This window comes from Microbacterium sp. ARD31 (genome assembly GCF_031844425.1).
The window spans coordinates 213461-238061 of record NZ_JAUZVE010000008.1 but is presented as its reverse complement, the minus strand read 5'-3'; the positions used below and the strand labels follow the sequence as shown (position 1 = coordinate 238061).

The following is a 24601-nucleotide window of genomic DNA, read 5'->3' as shown; positions in this document are numbered from 1 at the left end:
CGCGGTCGTCGAGGCCCCTGGCCGAACTATCCCGACTAAGCCACATCCCGACATCAGACCTGAGCCCGAGACTCACACCCTTTGGGCGCTTTGATGACCGAGACTGTGTCTGGATATTGGCGCGTTTCGCTGGAGGCAGTCCACCGGCGGCTAGGCTCCCGATGACTCCGTCACGCGAAGCGCCCGAAGGGTCGGGAGCCTAGCCGCCGGTGGGAAAGACGAAACCCCGGCGATATGGCTAGAGCCAGTGATCGTTCCGGGGTCTTCGTAAAAGAGCTTACGTCATGGAGGCTGAGTGTCAACCGCATCCGGCCCTTTCGAGACCGACATGTACAGCGAGCTCCTCCCTCTCGTGACAGCAGAACGCCTCGGTTCGTACCTGCGCGCGAGCGGTGGTGATGTCTCCGACGCGTTCGCTCTCTACGAGTGGAACATGCGCGCCGCCGCGAGCGTCATGGAGCTCACGTCGATGGTCGAGGTGCTTGCGCGCAACGCGCTCGATCGGGAGCTTCGCGACTGGGCATATCGGCGGCGTGCTGGTGCATCATGGCTTGACGTCGCTCCCCTCGACCAACAGGGCGCGGCAGACATCCAGAAAGCGCGTGACCGGGCAACTCGACGAGGTCAACGACCTGAGGTCCATGGCCGAGTAATCGCAGAGCTCCCGCTCGGATTCTGGCGCTTTCTCGTGGAGTCTCGATACCTGACGGCACTCTGGGTTCCCGCCACTCATCGCGCGTTCCCTGCCGGTGACGACGATCTTCGCAGCCGGCAGAAGGACGTCGCGTTCCGGATGCAGCAGCTGAACTTCGTCCGAAACCGCGCGGCCCATCACGAACCGATCCATGGAAGGGATCTGAGCAGGGATCTGCAGTTCGCTATGGATCTCGCTGCGTGGATCTCGCCAGCAGCAAAGAGCTGGGTGTTTGCGACCTCATCGTTGCCGATGATCATCTCGAGCAAGCCGTAGAGCAAGCAATCCTGGGCCGGTCCCGGGCCGGGAACTCGGTTGAACCCATCGAGAAGCAGCCATCACCAACGAGCACACCAGCCGCGGAATCACGCAGCAAACGAGCACTTGTCAGCACCCGTCAACCCGGCGCATACAACTGAAAATCGTGAGGTCACGGGATCGACGCCCGTCGGAGCCACTGGGACCCTCGTGTGGCTTCTACACACGGGGGTTTCTTCATGCCCGATCAGAGGCGATTTTGTGCCGCAGCGGGAAGCGGCGCTTTCTGGTTGCTCAGCTGTTCAAGCATCCATAAGGGCGTTGACCGAGGCATTCGTGCCGGCAAAGTGCCTGTCGCTTCCCGGCACGAGTGGTCTCACTTCCCCGGCACTTCTCGATGTCGCCGCTCGAGGCGTCGACGAACGAGGGCGAATGAGCGCCAACTGCCGCTAACGGTGACGCCGTCTCGGGCGGCCCATTCGCCAAGACCGCACGATTTCGGTCGCACGCTCACTGAGGCAGACGGTGGGCAGAAGCGGCTCACTCTTGTTCTCCGTCAGGGGGTGACGGTGAGGTGTGAACTCACATCCAGTGTCACTTCGGGGCTTTGCCGGGTTTCCTCGCCCGGAATTCCGCGCAAGTGACCTTTCGTCAATGTGCGCCGGTTCACCACAAGTGTTCGTGCTGGTCGGGTAACGACCGAACGCTATGGGAAGCGTGGCGCAGGCACTTCTCCCGCCGGGCATTCGAGCTGTTGATTTTGCTCAAGGATCCGTCTGTGGGCGCTTCGGTGCTCACCACTCGGTGAGCGTCCACACCTCCGGGCGCGCGGTCGAGCCCTGCACGTCCGCGAAGGCGGCCGCCGAGAGCTTGAGCTCGGCGATTGCCTCGTCCTCACGCCCGGCGGCGTGCAGCAGGTCGGCGACGTGGGAGTGCAAGGCGGCCAGGCGGTGACGATCGCCCTGGCGCTGGGCGAGCGCGAGGGCTTCGCGGGCGGTGTCCAGCGCGAGAGGAGCGGAGCCGGCCGCCGACAGCGCCCGCGAGAGATTGTTGAGTGCGGCGATCAGAAGATCGATGTTCTCGTCCGCACGCGCTCGGACGACCGCATCCCGCAGGTGCTCCTCGGCGAGCGCGACCTGACCGTCGGCGAGGGCGATCATGCCGAGCACGTTGTCGGCCTGCGTCCGTGCCGCGTCGTCGTCTGACGCCGCCGCGGCCTCCCGGGCGGCGCTCGCGGTCTGTCGCGCTTGCGCGACCTGACCTCTTCGGTGGAGGACGAGCGCGAGATCCGCGAGCGCGCGGGCGCGGCGCCCGCGCAGGCCATCGGCGGCCAGATCGCTCGCCGATTCGAGGTGCGCCTGCGCCAGCTCCCAATCGCCGAGACGGTCGTGCACCCCGGCGATCGCGTGCTCGATTTCGGATCGACGTTCCGGCTCGCCCTCCGCGAGCGCCGACGCCTGGTCGAGCGCCACGAGCGCCTCTTCATAGCGGCCGAGCCGCACGAGGGCGGCGCCGATCGCCGCGTGCACCTCGACGTTGCGCCGGCCCAGGGCCAGCGCGGCTCGCAGTTGGAGGATCGACTCCTCGTGCGCGGAGACGCTCGCCGACTCCGCCGCCGCCGTCAGAAACCAAGATGCCGCCTCTTCCTCGCGCCCCGAGGCCGCCAGGTGCTGCGCCACCGATCCGGCGGGGGTCGCGCGCGGATCGGCCGCATGCCGGCGCACGAAGACGTCAGCGACCCGCGCGTGCAGGAGTCGGCGCCGGGCGAGCGACAGTCCGTGCAGCGCAGCACCGCGGACGAGGTCGTGCGGTGCGTCGTACCCGGGCGTGTCGGTGTGCTCGACGAGCAGGCCGCGCGCGACCGCCTCCTCGATCGCCTCGACCGTCTCGGCCTCATCGCGACCGCTCACCGACCGCAGCAGTTCGGGAGTGGCGACGGTGCCGATGACGACGGATGCCGCCACCACCTGCCGGGCGGTCTCCGACGCGCCGGCGAATCGGGCAGCCACGATTTCGCGCACCTGGCCGGCTTCGGCATCCGACGGCGCCGCGACCACCTCTCTGACCAGCAGCGGGATGCCACGGGTGCGTCGCAGGATCTCACCCGCATCGAGATCTTGGCCGGCAAGTTCGGCGATCTGGCGCTCGTTGAACGGCTTCAGAAAGAGCGTCTCACCCTGCTCCGTGACCGCCTGCTGCAGGGGCCCGTCCGAGAGTCCGGGCGCCCAGGCCACCACGAGCAGAAGTCCCGCCGGAAGCCGCCGGGCGAGATAGCCCAGCAACGCCGCGGACGGCCGGTCCAGCAGCTCCGCGTCATCGACGACGAGCAGCATCGGAGACTCCGCCGCCAGCTGTTCGAGTGCCGTCCGGACCGCTTCGTGCACTCGTTGCAGGTCGCCCGGAGTGCGGATCGTGCGCGGCGCGGCGCCGTCTATCTGGGTCGCCAGCGCTGCGAGCGGCGCCGCGGACGGCCCCAGTGTCGCCACCAGATCCGGCCGGAGGGTCAGCAGCGAGCGCACCAGATCGTTGGCGGCCGCGTAGGCGAGCATCGTCTCCGACGACCGTCCGGCGATCCGGATCGTCCGGCCATCCGCGTGGCCCGCGATCGCTGCCGCGAGTACCGTCTTGCCGAGCCCGGGGTCGCCCACGATGCCGACGAGGCGGCCGGATGCCGGCACCTCGCGCCAGGCACCAGTCAGGCGCGCCAGCTGCTCGTCGCGCCCGACCAGCCTCGTGGGTACGGGCGCGACCGGCTCTTCCGAGCTGACGGGGGACTGCCGCTCCGCAGCTGCGGCTGCCGTCGTCGGGCGCGCGAGCCGATCGGCGCGGATGTCTTCGTGCAGCGCGAGCGTCTCGGGCAGCGGCGGCACCCCCAGTTCGCGATCCAGCAGCCGCACGAGGCTGCGGTAGGCCTGCAGTGCGCCGGGCCTGTCGCCCGACCACGCCGACACACGGATCAGGTCGGCGTGCGCGGGTTCCGAGAGCGGCTCAACTTGCACGCGCCGTCGGGCGTGCTCGAGTGCCTCCGGCCACGACCCGCGGTCGACGGCGGCGGCGACGAGCCGCGCCAGGGTGCGTGAGAGCTCATCCCGCAGCTCATCGGCGACCCCCAGCATCCAATCCTCGAACGGCGGGCTGTCCCGCAGCGAGAATCCCTCCAGAAATCGGTCGGCCGCGAATGCGGCTGCGTGCCGCCAGTCTTCAACGCGGGGCGAGGAGGCGAGCCTGCGGAACTCGACGACATCGCAGTCCACGGCGCCGGCATCCATCCCCACCCGATCGGCGTGCACGACCAACGCCGGGCCGACCGCGGCCGCGACCGAGATCGTGCGCCGAAGGGTGGCGCGGGCGCGTGACCGTTCGAGATCGGGCCACAGCATTCCGGCGAGCGCCTCGCGGCCGAACTCCCGCCCCGTCACCGCCAGGAGGGCGAGAAGTGCGACCGCCTTGCGCGTGTCGAAGCGCACGTCGGCATCGTCCCGCCGCACCCGCGGTGGTCCGAACAACTCGATCCGCACCGACACGATCGCCTCCTTCGTGGATACCGTAACGCCAGATCCCGAGCACGTAGCGTTCCGAATTCTCAAGAAGGCGCGAAACCGTAACGCTTACGGAACGCCCGCCGGAGCATCATCGTTGCAGTACCGGTCGCTGCGCGGGCGTCCGGTCGAGGAGGATCCGATGACCGACACGCTGGAGACGAAGGCGCAGACGCCCGCCGACCTGCCGACTCCCGCCGAGCGGGATGCGCAAAGCGGGGCTGAGCGCCGGCACGGGCGCGCCGCGCGGCGCGCAGCCGCGAAGTCAGCGCGCCGCACCGACCAGAGCCCGGCCCCCTCGCGCGCGCGCCGTATCGACATCGAGATCGAGCCCGGCGACCCGCTGCTGGTGTACCTCCAGTCCGCGTCGGGCCCGGTCGAGATCGGCGCCCTGCCCGACTACTCCCCCGCTGTGGCGAAGATGATCGCGCAGGAGGTGCAGCTGGTCGTGCCCCTGGTCACCAGCGGCGAGCTGGTCGGCATCCTGGCCCTCGGGCAGCGCCTGTCCGAGAGGACGTACTCGCGCAACGACCGCCGGCTGCTGGACAGTTTGGCGCGCTACGCCGCACCCGCGCTGCGCCTGGGGCAGCTGATGAGGGTTCAGGAACGCCAGGCCCGTGAGCGCGAGCGCATCGAGCAGGAGCTTCACGTCGCCCAGCTCATCCAGCAGCAGTTCCTCCCGGCCGAGCTGCCCGAGCTGGGCGGGTGGAACGTCGCCGCCTTCTACCGCCCCGCGCGCACCGTCGGCGGCGATTTCTACGACCTCATCGAGCTGCCCGACGGCAGGATCATGGTCGTCGCGGGCGACGTCACCGACAAGGGAGTTCCTGCCGCGCTCGTCATGGCGAGCACGCACGCGCTGCTGCGGTCGACGGCGGCAATGGTGACCTCGCCCGGAGAGGTGCTGCGCCGGGTGAACGAATTGCTGATTCCCCAGATCCCTACCCACATGTTCGTGACGTGCCTCGTTCTCGTGCTCGACCTCGAGACCGGTCGCACGCACTTCGCGAACGCCGGTCACAATCTCCCCTACGTGCGTCGGGGCGACGAGGTCGTGCAGCTGCACGCGCGCGGAATGCCGCTGGGACTGATGTCGGGCAGCGTCTACGAAGAGCACGAGACCGTGATCGGCCCGGGCGAGATTGTGCTGCTCTACAGCGACGGCATCACCGAGCAGCATCGCGCAGACGGTGAGATGTTCGGCTTCGGAAGGACGGCAGCGCTGGTTTCGGGCGCCGAGACCGGCCAACAGCTGGTGGATGACGCCGTCCAGTCCCTCAACACCTTCTCCTTCGGAGTCGAGCAGGAGGACGACATCACCCTCGTGACACTCCAGCGCGGGCGACGCGGCGGAGCCGCTGAGACGGTGTCGTTCTCAGTCGCCAGCGAGGCGGGCAACGAACGCGGCGCGATGGACCGGGTTGCATCGATCGCGTCGACGGCGCTGGCCGGCGCACGCCTCGACGCCCTGAAGACCGCCGTGAGTGAGACGGTGATGAACGCCATCGAGCACGGCAACCGGGGGGACGCCGCGCTCAATGTGCTCATCGCGGTGAGGCGGACGTCCGAGTACGTCACGGTGGAGGTCGCCGACTACGGTCGCGGGCTTCGGCAGGACGCCGAGACGCCCGACCTCGACCTGAAGCTCGCTGGACTGCAGAGGCCTCGTGGCTGGGGCCTGTTCCTGGTGCGCGAGCTCGTCGACAGGGTCGAGGAGTTCAGGGACGGCGACCGTCACGTCGTCCGACTGGTGATGCGTGTGGATGGGACGGATGCGGCGGGCACCGCCCCCGCGGAGCGGAGGGAATCATGAGCCTGAGTCACGACATCCGGCGGCACGGCGAGCGCGTCGACCTGGTGCTGACGGGTCGTATCGATCGGGACGCGACGGCGACGCTTGACGCGGCCTTCGCCGCGGCATCCGCTCTGTCCCCCGCGTCGATCCAGCTCGACTTCACCGACGTCGACTACATCAACTCGACGGGCATCGCCCTGATCGTGAGCGTCCTGGCGCGTGCGCGCGCGCAGCGGATCGGCGTGCGCGCCGCGGGCCTGACCGAGCACTACCGGCACATCTTCGAGATCACGCGTCTGAGCGACTTCATCGAGATCGTCCAGCCGGCCGAACGATAGGAGATCGACATGGCACCTGCAGCGCATATGGAAGTCACGTATCCCGCACCGGGAACGGCGGCGATCGCCATCTCCGGCGATGTCACCGCGGCGTGCGAAGACGATCTCATGGCGGCGCACGAGCGCGCCTCCGACGGTGGCGCGAAGCTCGTCGTCCTCGACTTCTCGCAGATGGAGTACATGAACAGCGGCGGCATAGGCATGCTCGTCACGCTGCTCGTCCGCGGACAGCGGCGACAGCAGCGGATCGCGGCTGTCGGACTGACCGAGCATTACCGGCAGATCTTCGAGCTCACCCGGCTCGACGAGGCGATCGTCCTGCATGACGACACCGCCTCCGCGATCCGGGCGCTCTCGACGCAAGGAGCATGAGCATGACCGAGAACAGCGAAGCGGTGCCGAGGGACGCGGCGTTCTGGGCCGCGAAGGTCGATCGCCTGCAGGTGAGCGACCCGACCGAACCACACGGCTACAACATCCAGGGCAAGCGCGTCGCAGGTCCGATGAACGGCTTCGGCCGACTCTGGCAGCGCACCTACACAGCCGACCTCGGCACGGCGATCACTCCCGCAGCACTCGTCGCCGACTGGCGCGCACACTTCGGCCGGTACTGGCCGCGGATGGGGCGCTTTCATGGTTCGGTGTCGGCAATCCAGCCCGGCGATGTCACAGCGCTGACCGCGGGCGGAGTAACGACGGGCATCATGGTCCTCTACGCCGACGACACGTCGTTCACGTTCCTCACTCCCGAGGGACACATGTTCGCCGCGATGATCACCTTCTCGGCCGAATCGGATGCCGGTGGCCGCACAACCGCGCAGATCCGCATGCTTCTGCGCTGCTCGGACCCGCTCTTCGAGACGATGTGGCCGCTCGCGCGTCGGGGCGAAGACGTTTTCTGGCCCGGAGTGCTGCGCAACCTCGCCGCCGCGCACGGCGTGGACGAGGTCGAGGTCCGCGAGGAGACGGTGTGCGTCGACCGCCGGCGGCTCTGGGCCAACTGGACGAACGTGCGCCACAATGCCGGCATCCGGACGTTCGCCCACGCCCTGTCGGCGCCGTTCCGTCCGCGGCGCACGGGGGCCACCGTCTGATGACCGTGCGCGAGGCGGTGCGGCGAGGGGGCATCCTGCTCCTGTTCGCGGTCTACCTCGCGCTCTGCACCCTCACGATCGTCGCCACGGGAGAGAGCTGGACGCTGGTCGCCTGGTGCGGCTTCGCGATCGTCGGCACGCTGCTGCTGCTGCGCAGGTCGGGCAACGCGATCGGGCGCATCCTGCTCGGGATCGCCCTGCTCTGGAGTCTCACCGGTGCGCTCGTGATTCCGGGAGTCGCTGCAGCGCTCCCCGTGGGCGTCGAACTCGCGCTCGGCGCGATCGGATACGCGGTCTGGATGCTCCTTCCGCTACTGGTCGTGGTGTTCCCGAGCGGGCGCGTCACCTCCGGGCTCGGACGCATCGTCGCGGTGGCCGCCGTCTCGGTCGGCGTGGTGGTCATCCTGATGGCCCTGCTCGCGCCCGGACCGCTCGCCCTGTCGGGTCGCGCCAATCCTCTCGGCGTCCCCGGTCTCGCGTCGGTGTCGGGGATCGTCCTCGGCGACGAGGCTTTCCTCTCTGTGCCGCTGGTGGCGGCTGGCGCGCTCGTGGACCTCATAATGCGCTGGGTGCGCGCGGACGGCGCGACGCGCCTGCAGTTCCGGTGGCTCGCCTACGGCATGGCGGTCACGATCATCCTGCTCGGCAGCTCCGGCTTCCTGGACGGCGCTCCCCCGGTCGTCGCGTACGCGATGACTTTCGGGATCAACGCGATACCGATCGCGATCTGGATCGCGGTGACCCGGCACGGCCTGTACGAGATCGGCAGGGTCGTCTCGCGCACCGTCTCATATGCGATCGTGACGGCGCTCGTGGTCGGGGTGTACGCCCTGGTGGTCACCTCCACGACATGGCTCCTCCCCGGTATCCCCACGATCGGCGTCGCGGTGGCGACCTTGGCGGCCGCTGCGCTCTTCCTTCCGGTCCTGCGGTTCGTGCAGCGCCGCATCGACCGCCGCTTCGACCGCGAGCACTTCGACGCGCAGAAGACCGTCGACGCGTTCGGCGAGCGCCTCCGCACCGGCATCGACCCTGCCCGGACGGCTCCCGATCTCGTCGACGCGATCGAGCGCACCCTCGCGCCGCGCACGGTCGGGCTGTGGACACCCGGCGGGGCGCGATGAGCCGGCGGACCCGCCGGATCACGATCGCATGGCCGGCGACGATCGGCGGCGCGGTGGTCGTTCTCGCCGTCGGGCTCGGGGCCGCAGCCTTCCTCTCCGGTCCACCCGCCACGCAGGCCGTCGGAGTCGCCACCACCGCGGCGCTCGCAGCGCCATCCGTGCTGCTCGGGGTGCTGCTGCTGATCCGACGCCCGCGACTGTGGACCGGGGCGCAGCTGTCGGCGGTGGGCAGCGTGCCTTTCATCACGGCCGCGTGGTCGCTGCCTCCCGTGCTCGCGGACACCGTGTGGCGGGCGATCCCCAGCGCGATCTCGTGGCCCCTCTGGTTCATCGCGCCGATGCTGCTCACCTTCACCTTCCCCGACGGCCACGCTCTGACGCCGAGATGGCGCCCCGTCCTGTGGGCGGTGCCCCTCGTGAGCGCGGCATCGGTCGCGAGCGTCCTGTTGTCAGCCTCGGAGTGGACGTACTCGGGGCTGCGGCCCCCGCCCCTTCCGCCCGAGGCCGTCAGCTCTGCCTTGTCGACGGCGCTGCTGATCTGCCTGCTCGCTCTGATCGCCGTGGCCGTCGTGAGTGTCGTCCTGCGCTATCGCCGTGGCGATGCGGTGACCCGGTTGCAGGTGCGGTGGCTGGCCACCGGCTTCATGCTGGTGCCGATCGGCATGTCGGCGGCCCTGAGCAGCGTGGCCGTGACAGGGGATGCCGCCCTCGTCGGTTCGATCTTCATCGCCGCGATCGGGCTCGCCCTGCCGCTCGCCGTCTGGATCGCGGTCACGCGGCACGGCCTCTACGAGATCGGGCGCGTCGTCTCGCGCACCGTTTCCTACACGATCGTCACTGCGCTCGTGATCGGCGTGTACGCCGTGGTGGTCACGTCCACGACCTGGCTTCTTCCCGAACTCTCCACCCTCGGAGTGGCGCTGGCCACGCTCGCGGCGGCGGCGCTCTTCTTCCCCGTCCTGCGGTTCGTCCAGCGTCGCATCGATCGGCGATTCGACCGGGAGCACTTCGACGCGCAGAAGACCGTCGACGCCTTCGGCGAGCACCTGCGCACCGGCACCGACCCGTCGACGGCCGCCGCTGACCTCGCCGATGCGGTCGAACGCACTCTTCAGCCGAGCTCGCTCGGACTCTGGACGGCGGGAGCGCAGCGATGAAAGAAGAAGTGGACGTGACCTCAGACAGCAAGACCGGCCCTACGTGGCCGGCATTCGTCGTGGCCGCGCTCGTCTTCGCGATGCTCATCGTCACGGTCGTCGCCTACGCCGCCGACGGTCGTGCCGTCGCCGATGCCGCGCCGTTCCTCATCCTGTTGACGATCTTCATCGTGGTCGGCTGGCTGCTGTCCTGGAAGCGCCCACGCAATCCGATCGGCTGGCTGCTCATGCTGATCCCGGGACTGTTCACGATCGGCACCCCCGCGACGCTTCTCGGAGAGGCTCTGCTCGACCAGGCGCCCGGCGTCTCCGCGTGGCTGTTCTGGTACGGCTACGACCGCGAGGACACGTGGAGCTGGCTGCCGCCGATCGGACTGCTCCTCACCCAGATCCCGCTCCGGTTCCCCGACGGCACCCTGCCGACGCCGCGCTGGCGCTGGTTCTCGTGGTACACGATCGCCACGCTCGTCCTCGCGAGCGCCGTTCTGTCGACGCTGTCCGTCGAGGTCTACCCCGGCATCCCGAACCCTGCCCATCTGCCCGCACTGGTCGAGAATCCCCTCACGATCCCGATGTCCTTCGGCGCGCTGGCGATCGCGTTCGTCGGTTCGCTCGCCTCGCTCGTGGTGCGGTACCGCCGTGCCGACGCCGTCGAACGCGCGCAACTGCGGTGGATGCTGTGGGCGGTCGGACTGGCCGTCGCGATCCTGATCACGAGCTGGGTCATCCCCGACCCCTGGCCGGGGATCACCGGCATCGTGCTGGTGTCCTACGGTCTGATCCCCGTGGCGATCGCGATCGCCGTGCTGCGCTACCGCCTGTACGAGATCGACCGGATCATCTCGCGCACGGCGGCCTACGCGCTGGTGACCGCCGTCGCCGTAGCGATCTACGCGATCATCGTCACTTCGGTCGCGTGGCTGCTGCCGGATGCGACCACCCTCGGCGTCGCGCTCGCGACCCTGGTCGCGGCGGCGGTGTTCCTTCCCGTGCTGCGCGTGTCGCGTCGCCTGCTCGACCGCAGGTTCAACCGTGCGCAGTACGACGCAGAGCGTGTGGTCGATGCCTTCGGCGAGCGACTCCGGACGGTTGCAGATCCGCACACCGCGGCATCCGACCTCACGGAGGCCGTCGAACGCACGCTCGAGCCATCCGTCGTCGGCATCTGGACCCCGCGTCCGACGGTATAGCAGGGCAACGATGACCACCGTTTCGCGGTTCGACACCGCCGTCGGGCAACTGGCAGTCGCCACGCAGGGCTCGGGACCACCAGCGGTGCTGTGGCACTCGCTCTTCGTCGACGATCGTTCGTGGGATGCTGTCGCCGACGATCTCGCGCCGCACCGCACGCTGATCCGGATCACCGGTCCGGGCCACGGCGCCAGTTCGGCCCTCACGGCGCCGTTCTCGCTCGACGACTGCGCCGATGCGGCAGGGGAGGTCCTCCAGGCTTTCGAGATCGAGCAGGCGGTGGATTGGGTGGGCAACGCCTGGGGCGGGCACGTCGGTCTCGTGCTCGCGGCGCGGCAGCCTCCGCGCGTCCGCACGCTGACGACTTTCAACACTCCCGTGGCCGCCCTCACCCGCGAGCAGAGGAAGGCGCCTCGGCTCGCGAAGACCCTGCTCTCAACGGTCGGAGCCGTGCGCCCGCTGAGGGACGGCATCGCGAGCGCGCTCCTCTCACCGCAGGCGCGCGCGGAGCGTCCCGGCCTGGTCGCGTACGTGCACGACTGCCTGCGCAGCGCCGACCGCCGCGCGCTCGCGCACACCGTACGTTCGATCTCGCTCGACCGGCCCGACCTCACGCCGCTTCTCAGCTCGATCGTCGCCCGATCGGTGATGGTGACCGGGAGCGACGATGAGCTGTGGACCCTCGACCAGGCTCGCGCCGCCGCGAGCCGAATGCCGAATGCCGTCGCCGAGGAGGTGAGCGGCTCTGCACACCTCACTCCCCTGGAGAGGCCGGACGAGGCCGCGCGGATCATCCTCCAGCACTGGTCGGACATCTGAGTGGCCGCCCGGGCTTCGCGCTGAGTGCTGCAGGCCGGCGCCGCCCGCAACCAGCCGCGGAAGAAGACGCTGGCCGCGTGCCGGCGGTTCGTATGTCCCGTTCCGAACGAATGCTGGCAGCTCTACGCGACCGAGTACGTCCCTGCCGGCCGCCGCAGAATGCGTGATCTTCCAGCTCATCGACGACAATCCCGTTACGCCGTCGTGTCCGACGCGGCCGTCGGCGAAACCCACATCCACTGACCTTTCCGGGTCAGGTGGCGCTTTCCTCGCCCGCGTTTGCCGCCTCGCGGGAAGTTGTCCTGTGCGCGGCATCTGCGCACCGGCAGCCAGTATCGTTGTCGCATCCATCACGACGATCGCCCACGCCATCTTCGGCTGGTGCGGAATCCGTGCCGGGAAAGTGCCGGGAACCCCGTGGAAACGACGACGATCAACGCGCACCAGTGAGCACTCGAGCCGCGTAATCCCGGGATGAACGAGCACCAACTGCGACCCGAAAACCCCCGATGCCGAACTGAAAATCGTGAGGTCACGGGATCGACGCCCGTCGGAGCCACTGGGACCCTCGTGTGGCTTCTACACACGGGGGTTTCTTCATGCCCCGCCGCCCGCCTCGCGATGCGAGGCTGTAGGCATGTCCGGAGCCATCGTCAGCCTCGAGCTGCTGCTCGACGGCCGCACCGAAGCGGCCGTGCGCGACGAGTGGGCGGCGCTGGCGGCATCCGGTCTGTCGAGTCTTGCCGCGCACACCGCCCCGAGCAACCGGCCGCACATCACGCTGGTCGTCCGGACGCGGATCGCGGCGTTCGAGACCGACGGGATCGGACGACGGCTGCCTCTGCCGGTGACGCTCGGCGCGCCGGTGCTGTTCGGCACGGGCGACCGGCGCGTGCTCGCACGGTCGGTGGTGCCGAGCCCCGCCCTCGTCGACCTGCACCGCGACCTGCACGGCGCCCTGGGAGCGGGCGACGACGCTGCGCACACCACACCGGGCGCGTGGTTCCCCCACGTCACTCTCGCGCGGCGGTTGCGGCTGGCCGATCTGGCGACCGCCCTGCCGCTCGTCGGCGGCGAGCTCGACGGCACGGTGACGGCGCTCCGGCGATGGGATGCCGCGACGCGCACCGTCACCCACCTGACGGGCGCGGATGCGTGAAGGCATGTGACGCGGCCCCGGGCGCGCGCGGCGCGGGCTCGATAGGTTAGGCGCGTGACCGCTCCGATCGATGCCACCGCCACTTCCGCCTGGGCCGAGCTCTCTGCCCACCGGGACGCCTTCACGCCCGACCTGCGCGGCTGGTTCGCCGCCGACCCCGGCCGGGTCGAGCGCCTGACCTTCACTCTCGCCGACCTGCACGTCGACCTGTCGAAGAACCTCGTCACCGACGACATCCTCGCCTCGCTCGTCCGCCTCGCCGAGCAGACCGGCGTCGCCGAGCGGTACGCGGCCATGCTCGCCGGCGAGCACATCAACACCACCGAGGACCGGGCGGTGCTGCACACGGCCCTGCGCCGGCCGAAGGGCGCGACCCCCGCACTCGTCGTCGACGGGCAGCAGATCGACGACGACGTGCACGAGGTGCTCGACCGGGTCGCCGCGTTCGCCGAGCGCGTGCGCTCCGGCGACTGGAAGGGCGTCACGGGCAAGAAGGTCACGCACGTCGTCAACATCGGCATCGGCGGCTCGGACCTCGGTCCCGTCATGATCTACGAAGCGCTCAAGCCCTACGCGGATGCCGGCATCGAGGCCCGCTTCGTCTCGAACATCGACCCGACCGATCTGGCGCAGAAGACCGCCGACCTCGACCCCGAGACGACGCTGTTCATCGTCGCGTCGAAGACCTTCACCACGCTCGAGACCCTCACCAACGCCCGCCTGGCGCGGGACTGGCTGTGGTCGAGGCTCGCCGAGACCGGCGCCATCGCCGACGACGAGACCGCCAGGACGGATGCCGTCGCCCACCACTTCATCGCCGTCTCGACGGCGCTCGACAAGGTCGCCGCGTTCGGCATCGACACCGACAACGCGTTCGGCTTCTGGGATTGGGTCGGCGGCCGGTACTCGGTGGACTCGGCGATCGGCACGTCGCTGGCGATCACCCTCGGACCCGACGTGTTCGCCGAGCTGCTCGCTGGATTCCACGCCGTCGACGAACACGTGCGCACGCAGCCCCTCACGCGGAACGTCCCGGTCCTCATGGGCCTGCTGAACGTCTGGTACGTGAACTTCCTCGGCTCGCAGTCGCATGCCGTGCTGCCCTACGCGCAGCAGCTGCACCGCTTCGCGGCCTACCTGCAGCAGCTCACGATGGAGTCCAACGGCAAGTCCGTGCGCTGGGACGGCAGCCCCGTCACCACCGACACCGGCGAGGTCTTCTGGGGCGAGCCGGGCACGAACGGCCAGCACGCGTTCTACCAGCTCATCCACCAGGGCACGCGCCTGATCCCCGCCGACTTCATCGCGTTCGTGAACCCCGCGTACCCGCTCGCGGACGACGGCCGTGATGTGCACGGGCTGTTCCTGGCGAACTTCCTCGCGCAGACGAAGGCGCTCGCGTTCGGGAAGACCGCCGAAGAGGTCGAGGCCGAGGGCACGACCGGCTCCCTCGTCGCGGCCCGCACGTTCGCCGGCAACCGGCCCACGACGTCGATCTTCGCCCCGTCGCTGACTCCTGCCGTGCTCGGCCAGCTGGTCGCGCTGTACGAGCACATCACCTTCACGCAGGGGGTGATCTGGGGCATCAACTCCTTCGACCAGTGGGGCGTCGAGCTCGGCAAGCAGCTCGCGCTGCAGATCGCGCCCGCCATCGAGGGCGACGACGAGGCGCTGGCCGCTCAGGATGCGTCGACTCAGGCCCTGCTGGCGTACTACCGCTCGCACCGCAGCTGAGTCGCGGCATCCGGGCGGCGGGGTACTCCTCCGCCCGTCGCGGCCACGGGAGGACGTGTCGCCCACGGGAGGACCTCCCGCGGGCGGAGCATCCTCCGCTCGGCGACGACTCCTCCCCCCCCCCCCCCCCCCCCCCGTCGCGGCGGGCGGAGGCGCTGAGTCGCGGCTCGTCACTCGGCGAGGGTGACGTCCACCTGGATCTCGGTCGCGAGACGCTCGAGCTCGCCGGTGACCACGCCCAGATCCACGGATGCCGGAACGCGCGCCACGACGGTCGCCTCGAAGAGGCGCCCGCCGTACATGGCCGCGTCGCGGGTCTCGGTACTCAGCCGCTCGATGCTCAGGTCGTGCTCGCGGAGCACGGCGCTGACATCGCGGACGATGCCGGGACGGTCGTTGCCCAGCACCTGCAGCGTGAGGTGGCGCGAGGGCGCGGCATCCTTCTCGGCGGCTCCGGTGTGGACGGCCACGGTGAGCAGTCCGTCGAGCACGGTGAGCGCGGCGCGCAGCTCGTCGGCGCGATCCTCGGGGACCGAGACCTCGATGACGCCGGCGAAGGCGCCGGCGAGCTCTGCCAGGCGGCTGTTCTCCCAGTTGCCGCCGTGCTCCTCGACGATGTCGGCGACGGTGGCGACGAGACCGGCGCGGTCGTCGCCGACGACGGTGAGGACGAGGGTAGTCACGAGCGCCAGCGTAGCGCTCGCGACCGGGCCGCGTCAGGCCGCGCGTCCGACCCGTCCGGACGTGCCCTCTGGTGCTGACGGCGGCCGCTGGGGCATGATCTGCCTCAGGCCGCATCGCCGAGGGGGGCTGCATGACGGATGCCGGACGACCCGTGCTCGCGCGCTGGCACGTCGATCTTCCCGACCTCTCGGGCCGCCGCGCTCTGGTCACCGGCGCCAGCGACGGGGTGGGAGCGGAGATCGCGCGGGCGCTCGCGGGGGCGGGCGCGCATGTGGTCATGCCGGTGCGCTCGCGGGCGAAGGCCGCGGTGGTCGCCCAGCGCATCCTCGCCGAGACTCCGGACGCGCAGCTGTCGGTCCGGCTGGCCGATCTGTCGTCGCTCGGGTCCGTCGACGGGCTCGTCCGGCAGCTGCTGGCCGAGGAGGAGCCGATCGACATGCTCGTGCTGAACGCCGGGATCGTGCTCCTGGGCGATCCGGCGCGGCACGTCAGCACCGACGGGTTCGAGCTGCACCTTCAGACCAACGCCCTCTCGCACGTGGCGCTGACCGCCGGCATCCTGCCTCTGCTGCGAGCGCGCGGTTCTCGCGTGGCCGTGCAGTGCAGCCTCGCGGTGAAGCACGGGACGCTGGCGTTCGACGACCTGCAGGTCGAACGCGGATACCGCCCGCTTCGCGCCTACACGGCGTCGAAGGTCGCACTCGGCCTGTTCGCCGTCGAGCTGGCACGCCGCAGCGGGGCCGGGGACTGGGGGGTGCGGGTCGCGCTCTGCCACCCCGGCATCGCCCTCACGAACATCGCGCCCGCAGAGCTGCGCGGGCGCCGCTCCCCCGGCGCGCGGCTGGGGCGCGCGCTCATGGAGCGCGGCATCCTGAGTCAGAGCGCGGGCGAGGCGGCGCTCCCGGCGCTGCTGGCGGTGACGTCGCCCGACGTGTCGTCCGGCGAGCTCGTGGTGCCCTCGGGGGCCTTCGAGCTGCACGGGAGCCCCCGAGCGAGGAAGCCGTACCGGAGCATCGCGGACCCCGTCGCCGCCGCACGGGCGTGGGACGTGCTAACGCAGCTGGCGGGTGCCCGTTTTCCGGCCGAGCCGGGCACGCCGCCCCTCGGTCCCGGCAGCGGGCGCGGCTGAGGATCCGGGTCAGAGCTCGCCGGGCGACGTGGCCTGGCGATCGAGCTCGTCGACGAAGCGGCGCGCGGCGCTCGGCTCGGCGTCGGGCTTGCGCGGGGCGTAGACCACGAGCGAGTGGAAGACGAAGCGCACGACGAACGCGACCACGAGCGTGATCGCCGTGGCCACCACGGCCGACAGGTGCCACGACTCGACCATGAACGCCATGATCGGGATCCGGATGAGAGCCTCGGCGTTGTTGAACGAGAACGACTTCGCGAAGCGCACCCAGCCGGTGGAGGCCTGATCGCGCATGTCGTGGAAGACGAACCGCTCCATGAGCAGGAAGTTGCCGATGATGGTCGCCTCGGCGCCGATGACGGCGGCGACGATGTAGTCGACCCCCAGCTGCGTGAGGGCCCACACGATCGCGAGGTTCGCCACCGCCCCGAGCCCGCCGATGACGGCGAAGAGCGACATCTTGCCGAACCGCAGCGCGGCCAGCTGCGAGATGAAGTGCAGACCTTGACGGAAGGACGCCTTGGAGTCGCCGGCATGGCGATCGGCGAAGTCGAACGGCACCTCGGCCACCCGCAGGGCGCGGCGCGCGAGGATCTCGAGGAGGATCTTGAAGCCGCGGGGCTGGAGCAGCGCCTGGTCGACGCTGCGCCGGTCGAGGAGGAAGAAGCCGGTCATCGGGTCCGAGACGTTCCGCAGCCGCACCGGGAACATCGCGCGGGTGATCGCCGTCGAGGCCTTCGACACCATCACCCGCGTCCGGTCGGCCAGGCCGCCCGACGTGCCTCCGCCGGCGTACCGCGAGGCCAGCACCAGGTCGACGTCGCCGCGTTCGAAGCGCTCCCACAGGACCGGGATCGTCTCGGGGGGATGCTGCAGATCGCCGTCGATGACCAGGCACGCATCCGACTCCGCCGCGGCGAACCCCTCGAGCACCGCCCCGCCCAGTCCGCCGGCCGCGTGGGCACGGTGGATGACGCGCACCGGCAGCGGCGCCGTGGCGGCGACGGCCTCGATGACGTCGGGGGTGTCGTCCGTGCTGTCGTCGACGAACACGATCTCGGCATCGAGGCCGTCCACCGCCGCCGAGACGCGACGGACCAGCTCCGAGACGTTCGGAGCCTCGTTGTAGGTCGGGACGATGATCGAGAGCTGCACCGGGTCTATCGTCGCACGCGTCCTCGCCCGCGAGGGCGCGGATTTCTCGCCCCGGATCATGCCTGCACAGCGGCCTCCGGTCCCTATGCTGGCGGCAGGACCGGCGGAGGGGGAACCGTGGTGCGGGATCGGCGTGGGGTGCTGCTGCTGGCCGGCATCGCTCTGGTCGCGCTCACGACGCGGTTCCTTCCGTATGTCCTGCCCGGGGTGCTGGTCACGCAGCGCGAATACGACGACGGCGTGATGTTCGCCGCAGCGCTGTCGATGCTGTCGGGCCAGTGGCCGTATCAGGACTTCGTCTACCTGCATCCGCCGGGCTCGTTCCTGTGGCTCGCGCCGTCCGCGCTGCTGGCCGGCGTCGTCGACGAGGCCACGGCCTTCGCCGTCGCCCGGGTCCTGGCGGTGGCGACGGGGGTGGCGAACACGGTGCTCATCGGCGTGCTGCTGCGTCGGTTCGGCACGGCGGCCATGGTGACCGGTGCGCTGCTGTACGCGGTGTGGCCGGTGGCGGTGGCGACCGAGCAGGTGTACCTGCTCGAACCGGTGCTGAACCTGCTGCTGCTCGTGGCGCTGTGGTCCCTGTCGCGGCGAGCGCTAGCGATGACGTGGATCGCCGGCATCGCGCTCGGCATCGCCCTCACCGTCAAGTACTGGGCCGTCGTCGACATCGCGGTCGTCGCGGTCATCGTGGCGGTGCGCTTCGGCGCGCGCGGACTCGTCCGCTTCGTCGCCGGCGCCGCGGGGGCGGCGGCCGTCGTGGCGCTGCCGTTCTTCGTCCGCGCCCCTGCGGAGATGTGGCAGCAGAGCGTCACGACCCAGCTGTCGCGCCCGCCGGCGGGAACGAGCCTGGCCGCACGGGCCAACCGGTTCTCGCTGTTCGTCGACGTGCCGTGGCTGGATGCCCTGGTGCCGTGGCCCGTGTGGGCGGCGCTGCTCGTGGCGCTGCTCGTGATCGCCCTGCTCCCCCTCGCACGCGCGCTCCGCGCGAGGACACCCGCGTCGGTCTGGCCGGATGCCGTGTGGTGGGGGCTCCTCGCCGTGATCCACGCCGTGCTCATCGCCGCGAGCGGCGTCTTCTACAACCACTACGCCACCTGGGTGCTCGCCCCGCTCGCGCTGTCGACGGGAGCCGCCGTCGCCGCCCTCTCGCATCGACGGGTGCGGCGCGGACTCGTCGCCGGGATCGCCGCGGTCGCCCTCGTGGCGGGCCTCGCGGGCCTGACGGCCGTGCGACCGACGAGCCTGCGCATCGACGAGGTGACGGCGTGGTCGTCCACGCGGGAGTGCGTCTGGGGCGATCCGACGAAGCTGATCCAGGCCGACACCGTGCAGCGCAACATCGCCCGTGGCTGCGCGTTCGACGTCGATCCGTTCGGGGTCGGGCTCGTCCTGGTCGGACCGGATGCCGCAGGCGACGCCGTGCAGGACGAACCCGTCGTGCACCAGCACACCTGGCGGCAGCTCGAGCGTGCGGACGGCGTCGTGCTCGGCACCGAGCCTGCGCCGCGCGCCGGGGGCAGTCCGGGACGGTTCGCCGAGGAGTTCGCGCCCGCCGGCTCGAGTGACGGTGTGGGGATGTGGAGTCGTCGCGGGACGTGAGGAGCGGCATCCGGGCCCTGCTCAGGAAGCATCCGTGAGAATGGAACGCATGACTTCTGACGCTTCGTCCTCGATCACCATGTTCGGCGCCGACTGGTGCCGCGACTGCATCCGCACCAAGAGGCAGCTCGACCAGCTCGGCGTCGAGTACACGTACGTCGACCTCGTCGCCGACCCGTCCGCAGCGGACGTCGCCCGCGACATCTCGGGTCGCACGAACATCCCGGTGGTGGTGTACCCCGACTCCACCCACCACGTCGAGCCCTCCAACGCCGACGTCGAAGAGAAGCTCAAGGAGCTCTCGCTCATCTGATCCGCCGCACCCCACCGGCTCTGCCGCCCGCGAGCGGCGGTGGATAGGCTCGGGACGTGAACGAAGGCGTCGAGCGCAATACGCGCCGGATCGAAGGATCGGTGGTCACCGACTTCACCGACCGCATGAGCTACGGCGGATATCTCGACCTGGGGACGCTGCTGAGCGCGCAGCGCCCGCTGAGCGAACCCGAGCACCACGATGAGCTGCTGTTCATCATCCAGCACCAGACCACCGAGCTGTGGCTGAAGCTGGTGCTGCACGAGCTGACGGGCGCCGCGGACCTGCTGCGCGAGGACCGGCTCGCGCCGGCCCTCAAATGCATCGCGCGGGTCAAGCACATCCAGAAGACGCTCACCGAGCAGTGGTCGGTGCTGGCGACCCTGACACCCGCCGAGTACGCGCAGTTCCGCGGCATCCTGGGCAATTCGAGCGGCTTCCAGTCGGCCCAGTACCGTGCCGTGGAATTCCGGCTGGGCAACAAGAACGCCGCCATGCTGCGGGTGTTCGACGCGGATGCCGCGTCGGGCGCGCTCCTGCGGGACGCCCTCGAGGCGCCCAGCCTCTACGACGAGTTCCTGCGACTGCTGGCGCGTGCGGGCTACGACATCCCCGACGGCGTCCTCGAACGGGACGTCACCGAAGCCTGGACCTTCACGCCCGAGCTCGTGCCGGTCTTCGCCGCGATCTACGACGATCCGCAGGCGCATTGGGCGGCATACGAGACGTGCGAGGAGCTGGTCGACCTCGAGGACAACTTCCAGCTGTGGCGGTTCCGCCACCTGAAGACCGTCGAGCGCATCATCGGCGGCAAGAGGGGCACCGGCGGATCCAGCGGGGCCCCGTTCCTGCGGCGCGCACTCGAGCTCACCTTCTTTCCGGAGCTGTACGCGGTGAGGACGGAGATCGGGCGATGATCGAGATGCTCGGACCCGACGCCCGTTTCGCGCGACGTGCTCTCACCGGCGAGCACGGCGTCTCGCTGCCCGCCTTCGTCGACCACCACGTGCACCTGCACCTGATCGACGAGCACGCTCTGCCCGCCGGAGGGATCGCGGCCGTGCTCGACCTCGGCGGGGACCCCACGGCTCTCGCTCGACGCTCCCGCGAAACCATGCCGCACGCGGCATACGCGGGGGCGTTCCTGACGGCGCCGGGCGGCTACCCCTCCGGGAAGTCCTGGGCGCCGGCGGCGACGGTGCGCGAGGTGTCGTCGACCTCGCGGCACCCGGGGGTGCCCGGCGGCGCCGCGACGGCGGTCGACGAACAGGTGTCCTGCGCGGCATCCGTCATCAAGGTCGCGCTCCACGCGGGCGCTCCGGGCGTGCTCGACCTTCCCACGCTCGAGGCGATCGTCGCGAGCGCGCGCGAACGCGGCCTGCCGGTGGTCGCGCACGTCGAGGGCGAGGGCATGACGCGACGGGCCCTCGACGCGGGGGTCGACGCCCTCGCGCACACGCCGTTCAGCGAGTGGGTCGACGGGGCCTCGATCGCGCGAGCGGTGGCGCTCGGACAGCGATGGATCTCGACGCTGGCCATCCATGACGGCGTCGAGCGCGAGCGCGCGATGCTCAACCTCGAGACCTTCGCCCGCGCCGGCGGTCACGTTCTCTACGGCACCGACCTCGGCAACGGCGAACGGCCCGCCGGCATCGACGTCGCCGAGCTCGAGGCGCTCCACGCCGCCGGCGTCCGAGGCCCGTCGCTCATCGCCGCGCTCACCGCGGCCTGGCCCGGCGGGGTCGCGACGCGCGGCGTCGCCACCTTCATCCCCGGTCCTGCCCCGTCGTCCGACGACGGGATCCCCGCGTGGCTCGCGGGCGCGACCGTCACCCCGATCGAGGAACTCGTCCATGACGACCACTGACCCCGCCACCGAGCCAGCCGCCCTGGCCGCATCCGCGGACCTCGACGAGCGCGCCGCGCAGCTGGATGCCGCCGATCCCCTCGCGAGCCTGCGCGACGAGTTCATCGGCAGCGAGACGCCGCTGGTGTACTTCGACGGCAACTCGCTCGGCCGCCCACCCCGCGCCACCGTGGACCGTCTGTCGTCGTTCGTCGTGGACGAGTGGGGCGGGCGGCTCATCCGCGGGTGGGACGAGTCGTGGATGAAGCTGCCGTTCGACATCGGCGACACGATCGGCCGCGTCGCGATCGGTGCGGCCGCCGGCCAGACCGTCGTCGGCGACTCGACGACCGTGCTGCTCTACAAGCTGCTGCGGGCGGCGTTCGACGCTCAGCACGCCGCCGACCCCGCGCGTGTCGAGATCGTGTGCGACACCGACAACTTCCCGACCGACCGCTACCTCGTCGACGGCATCGCGCGCGAGCGCGGCGGGCGCGTGCGGTGGATCGACGTCGACCGCTCCGCGGGCGTGACCGCCGAGGGTCTCTCGGGCGCGGTCGGGGCCGAGACCGCCGTCGTGCTGCTCAGCCACGTCGCATACCGCTCGGGGCATCTCGCCGATGCCGAGACGCTCACGCGGGTCGCCCACGATGCCGGTGCGCTGGTGCTGTGGGATCTCTGCCACAGCACCGGTTCGGTGCCGGTCGAGTGCGACGCGTGGGGGGTGGACCTCGCGGTGGGCTGCACCTACAAGTACCTCAACGGCGGACCGGGATCACCCGCGTTCGCCTATGTCGCGGCGCGCCACCAGCAGTCGCTCGCGCAGCCGATCCAGGGCTGGATGGGTGCCGCGGACGTCTTCGCGATGGGACCGGAGTACGTTCCCGCCGACGGCATGCGCCGCTTCCTGTCGGGCACGCCCCCGATCGTCGGGATGCTGGCGATGCAGGACACCCTGTCGATCCTCGACCGCGTCGGAATCGAAGCCGTCCGCGCCAAGTCCCTGGCGCTGACGTCGTTCGCGATCGACGCCGCCGACGGGCTGCTGGGCCCGCGGGGCGTCACGGTGGCCTCGCCGCGCGACCCGGGAGCCCGTGGCGGACACGTCACGCTGTCGCACCCGGCGATGCGCGCGGTGACGGCGCGGCTGTGGCGCGAGGACGTCATTCCCGACTACCGCGACCCCGCGGGGCTTCGGATCGGCCTGTCGCCGCTGTCGACGAGCTTCGCCGAGACCCTTCGCGGGCTGCGGGCGGTCGCAGACGCACTCGACGCCGAGGCCTGAGCCCCGGCGTCGAGTGTGACGAGCTGAGTGTCAGCGCCCGCCGCGACGGGCGCCGCCGCCGTTGGGACGCACGACCGAGCCGACCATGAGCTTCGGAGCGGCAGCCCCGCGACCCTGGCCGCCGCCGCTGCGGCGGCGCTGGCCGGCACCGGCGGCCTGGCCGGTGCGCGCGGGCTGGTCCGCGCTCTGGGTCGCCTGACCCTGACCGCGGCCGCGGCCCTGACCGCGAGCCTGGCCCTGACGCTGGCCGCCCTGGCCCTCGCGCTCCGACCGTGCGGCGCGCTTGCGCTGGGCGTTCGCACCCTGGCTCGTGCCGGCGACCGGCGCGGCCTTCGGGGCGGGGGTGACGAAGGCGGCGACCTCGCCGACGAGCTCGGTCACCTGGGCCGACTCGTGGTGCACCGCCACGGGCGTCGCCGAGATGGCGGCGGCGCGCAGCAGCTGGGTCACGTCGCGACGCTGCTCGGGCAGCACGAGGGTCACGACCGAGCCCTCGGCGCCGGCGCGCGCAGTGCGGCCGGAGCGGTGCAGGTACGCCTTGTGCTCGGTGGGCGGATCGACGTGCACGACGAGCTCGACGTCGTCGACGTGGACGCCGCGGGCGGCGACGTCGGTGGCGACGAGCACCTTCGCCTCGCCGGACGAGAACGCCGCGAGGTTGCGGTCACGGGCGTTCTGCGACAGGTTGCCGTGCAGGTCGACCGACGGGATGCCGCGGGCGGTGAGGTGCTGCGCGAGCTTCTTGGCCTGGTGCTTGGTGCGCAGGAACAGGATGCGGCGGCCGGTGCCTGAGGCGAGCACGCGCACGACCTCCTTCTTGGCGTCCGGGTCGGCGACCGAGAAGACGTGGTGGGTCATCGCGGCGACGTGCGAGGTGGCCTCGTCGACGGAGTGCAGCACCTCGTTCTTGAGGAACCGCGCCACGAGCTTGTCCACGCCGTTGTCGAGGGTGGCGCTGAACAGCAGTCGCTGGCCACCGGCCGGCGTGGCCGAGAGGATGCGGGTGACGCCCGGCAGGAAGCCGAGGTCGGCCATGTGGTCGGCCTCATCGATGACGGTGATCTGCACGGCGTCGAGCTTGACGTAGCCCTGCTTCATGAGGTCTTCGAGGCGACCGGGGCAGGCGACGATGATGTCGACGCCGTCGTTGAGCGCCTGGACCTGGCGCTGCTGGCTCACGCCGCCGAAGATGACGGTTGTCGACAGGCCGGCGGCACGGGCGAGGGGCTCGAGCGTGGCGTTGATCTGGGTGGCGAGCTCGCGGGTGGGTGCGAGCACGAGGCCGCGGGGCTTGCGGCGACGCTGGTTCGCGGCATCCAGTCGGGCGGCGAGTGGGATCGCGAAGGCGAGGGTCTTGCCCGAGCCGGTCTTGCCGCGGCCGAGCACGTCGCGACCGGCGAGGGTGTCGGGGAGGGTGTCGATCTGGATCGGGAAGGCGGTGGTCTTGCCGTCCGCCGCGAGCGCGTCGACGAGGTTCTGGGGCACGCCGAGCGCGCCGAAAGTGATGTCAGTCATGAATGTGTGTTCTCCGGGCACGATGGTGCCCTGGGTCGGTGCCGCGTCGGATCTCGTCCGCGGGTCGCCGTACGAAAGATGTCAGCCTGCGAGAATCCCGGGGGACCGCGGCGAGGGAAGCGTTCTACGACGCAAGAAGCGCGTCGGAGCGCTGCCAGATCCCCCCACCCTAG

21 protein-coding genes are annotated in these 24601 nt (G+C 70.6%); 17 read left to right on the top strand and 4 right to left on the bottom strand.

The features are described 5' to 3' along the window. Positions 1 to 328 precede the first annotated feature (328 nt). On the top strand, positions 329 to 970 hold the full coding sequence (locus tag Q9S36_RS21410) for a hypothetical protein (RefSeq protein WP_311286871.1): 642 nt from the start codon (positions 329 to 331) through the stop codon (positions 968 to 970). A 776-nt stretch (positions 971 to 1746) separates the two neighbouring features. Here the strand turns inward: Q9S36_RS21410 and Q9S36_RS21405 are convergent. Further along, positions 1747 to 4476 carry an AAA family ATPase gene (locus Q9S36_RS21405; RefSeq protein WP_311286870.1) on the bottom strand — a complete coding sequence of 910 codons (2730 nt, stop codon included), beginning with the start codon at positions 4474 to 4476 and terminating at the stop codon, positions 1747 to 1749. Between the two features lie 157 nt (positions 4477 to 4633). Here Q9S36_RS21405 and Q9S36_RS21400 point away from each other — a divergent pair, with 157 nt between their 5' ends. The 10 genes from Q9S36_RS21400 (at position 4634) to pgi (ending at position 14902) form a co-directional block, all read left to right on the top strand. Beyond that, complete coding sequence (locus tag Q9S36_RS21400) at positions 4634 to 6304, top strand: SpoIIE family protein phosphatase (protein ID WP_311286869.1); 1671 nt, start codon at positions 4634 to 4636, stop codon at positions 6302 to 6304. Beyond that, the gene (locus Q9S36_RS21395; RefSeq protein ID WP_311286868.1) at positions 6301 to 6624 is read left to right on the top strand and encodes an STAS domain-containing protein; all 324 of its coding nucleotides are present in this window, start codon (positions 6301 to 6303) and stop codon (positions 6622 to 6624) included. The genes Q9S36_RS21400 and Q9S36_RS21395 overlap by 4 nt, the downstream gene beginning before the upstream one ends. A 9-nt stretch (positions 6625 to 6633) precedes the next feature. Then, positions 6634 to 6996 (top strand): STAS domain-containing protein, encoded by a 363-nt coding sequence (locus Q9S36_RS21390; protein WP_081782764.1) that lies wholly within the window; start codon positions 6634 to 6636, stop codon positions 6994 to 6996. 2 nt (positions 6997 to 6998) lie between these two features. Further along, positions 6999 to 7718, top strand: coding sequence for a hypothetical protein (locus Q9S36_RS21385; protein ID WP_311286867.1), 720 nt, complete (start codon positions 6999 to 7001; stop codon positions 7716 to 7718). Then, entirely contained in the window at positions 7718 to 8842 is a 1125-nt protein-coding gene (locus tag Q9S36_RS21380; protein ID WP_311286866.1) for a hypothetical protein, read from the top strand. The genes Q9S36_RS21385 and Q9S36_RS21380 overlap by 1 nt, the downstream gene beginning before the upstream one ends. After that, positions 8818 to 9999 (top strand): hypothetical protein, encoded by a 1182-nt coding sequence (locus Q9S36_RS21375; protein ID WP_028496656.1) that lies wholly within the window; start codon positions 8818 to 8820, stop codon positions 9997 to 9999. The genes Q9S36_RS21380 and Q9S36_RS21375 overlap by 25 nt, the downstream gene beginning before the upstream one ends. A gap of 14 nt (positions 10000 to 10013) precedes the next feature. Then, positions 10014 to 11189: a hypothetical protein gene (locus tag Q9S36_RS21370; protein ID WP_166657809.1), complete on the top strand. Its 1176-nt coding sequence runs from the start codon at positions 10014 to 10016 to the stop codon at positions 11187 to 11189. Positions 11190 to 11199: 10 nt separating this feature from the next. Beyond that, positions 11200 to 12009 carry an alpha/beta fold hydrolase gene (locus tag Q9S36_RS21365; protein ID WP_311286865.1) on the top strand — a complete coding sequence of 270 codons (810 nt, stop codon included), beginning with the start codon at positions 11200 to 11202 and terminating at the stop codon, positions 12007 to 12009. 637 nt (positions 12010 to 12646) lie between these two features. Then, entirely contained in the window at positions 12647 to 13168 is a 522-nt protein-coding gene (locus Q9S36_RS21360) for a 2'-5' RNA ligase family protein (RefSeq protein ID WP_311286864.1), read from the top strand. A 54-nt stretch (positions 13169 to 13222) separates the two neighbouring features. Next, positions 13223 to 14902, top strand: a complete 1680-nt coding sequence (gene pgi / locus Q9S36_RS21355) for a glucose-6-phosphate isomerase (protein WP_311286863.1) — start codon at positions 13223 to 13225, stop codon at positions 14900 to 14902. 170 nt (positions 14903 to 15072) lie between these two features. On the opposite strand, the gene Q9S36_RS21350 is transcribed toward pgi, so the two are convergent. Then, the gene (locus tag Q9S36_RS21350; protein WP_311286862.1) at positions 15073 to 15585 is read right to left on the bottom strand and encodes an ACT domain-containing protein; all 513 of its coding nucleotides are present in this window, start codon (positions 15583 to 15585) and stop codon (positions 15073 to 15075) included. A 131-nt stretch (positions 15586 to 15716) separates the two neighbouring features. Here Q9S36_RS21350 and Q9S36_RS21345 point away from each other — a divergent pair, with 131 nt between their 5' ends. Beyond that, complete coding sequence (locus Q9S36_RS21345; RefSeq protein WP_311286861.1) at positions 15717 to 16715, top strand: SDR family oxidoreductase; 999 nt, start codon at positions 15717 to 15719, stop codon at positions 16713 to 16715. Between the two features lie 9 nt (positions 16716 to 16724). Here the strand turns inward: Q9S36_RS21345 and Q9S36_RS21340 are convergent, their stop codons facing one another. Continuing rightward, positions 16725 to 17870 carry a glycosyltransferase gene (locus Q9S36_RS21340; RefSeq protein ID WP_251454473.1) on the bottom strand — a complete coding sequence of 382 codons (1146 nt, stop codon included), beginning with the start codon at positions 17868 to 17870 and terminating at the stop codon, positions 16725 to 16727. Positions 17871 to 17987: 117 nt separating this feature from the next. On the opposite strand from Q9S36_RS21340, the gene Q9S36_RS21335 reads away from it, so the two are divergent. The 5 genes from Q9S36_RS21335 to Q9S36_RS21315 are packed head-to-tail and all read left to right on the top strand — an operon-like array spanning position 17988 to position 22913. Next, on the top strand, positions 17988 to 19469 hold the full coding sequence (locus Q9S36_RS21335; RefSeq protein WP_311286860.1) for a hypothetical protein: 1482 nt from the start codon (positions 17988 to 17990) through the stop codon (positions 19467 to 19469). A gap of 49 nt (positions 19470 to 19518) precedes the next feature. Continuing rightward, positions 19519 to 19782 carry a glutaredoxin domain-containing protein gene (locus Q9S36_RS21330; protein WP_311286859.1) on the top strand — a complete coding sequence of 88 codons (264 nt, stop codon included), beginning with the start codon at positions 19519 to 19521 and terminating at the stop codon, positions 19780 to 19782. A gap of 56 nt (positions 19783 to 19838) precedes the next feature. Then, complete coding sequence (kynA, locus tag Q9S36_RS21325; protein ID WP_311286858.1) at positions 19839 to 20699, top strand: tryptophan 2,3-dioxygenase; 861 nt, start codon at positions 19839 to 19841, stop codon at positions 20697 to 20699. Beyond that, positions 20696 to 21649, top strand: coding sequence for a hypothetical protein (locus Q9S36_RS21320; RefSeq protein ID WP_311286857.1), 954 nt, complete (start codon positions 20696 to 20698; stop codon positions 21647 to 21649). The genes kynA and Q9S36_RS21320 overlap by 4 nt, the downstream gene beginning before the upstream one ends. After that, the gene (locus tag Q9S36_RS21315) at positions 21636 to 22913 is read left to right on the top strand and encodes an aminotransferase class V-fold PLP-dependent enzyme (protein WP_311286856.1); all 1278 of its coding nucleotides are present in this window, start codon (positions 21636 to 21638) and stop codon (positions 22911 to 22913) included. The genes Q9S36_RS21320 and Q9S36_RS21315 overlap by 14 nt, the downstream gene beginning before the upstream one ends. A 30-nt stretch (positions 22914 to 22943) precedes the next feature. On the opposite strand, the gene Q9S36_RS21310 is transcribed toward Q9S36_RS21315, so the two are convergent. Further along, positions 22944 to 24428, bottom strand: a complete 1485-nt coding sequence (locus tag Q9S36_RS21310; protein WP_311286855.1) for a DEAD/DEAH box helicase — start codon at positions 24426 to 24428, stop codon at positions 22944 to 22946. Between the last annotated feature and the right edge of the window lie 173 nt (positions 24429 to 24601).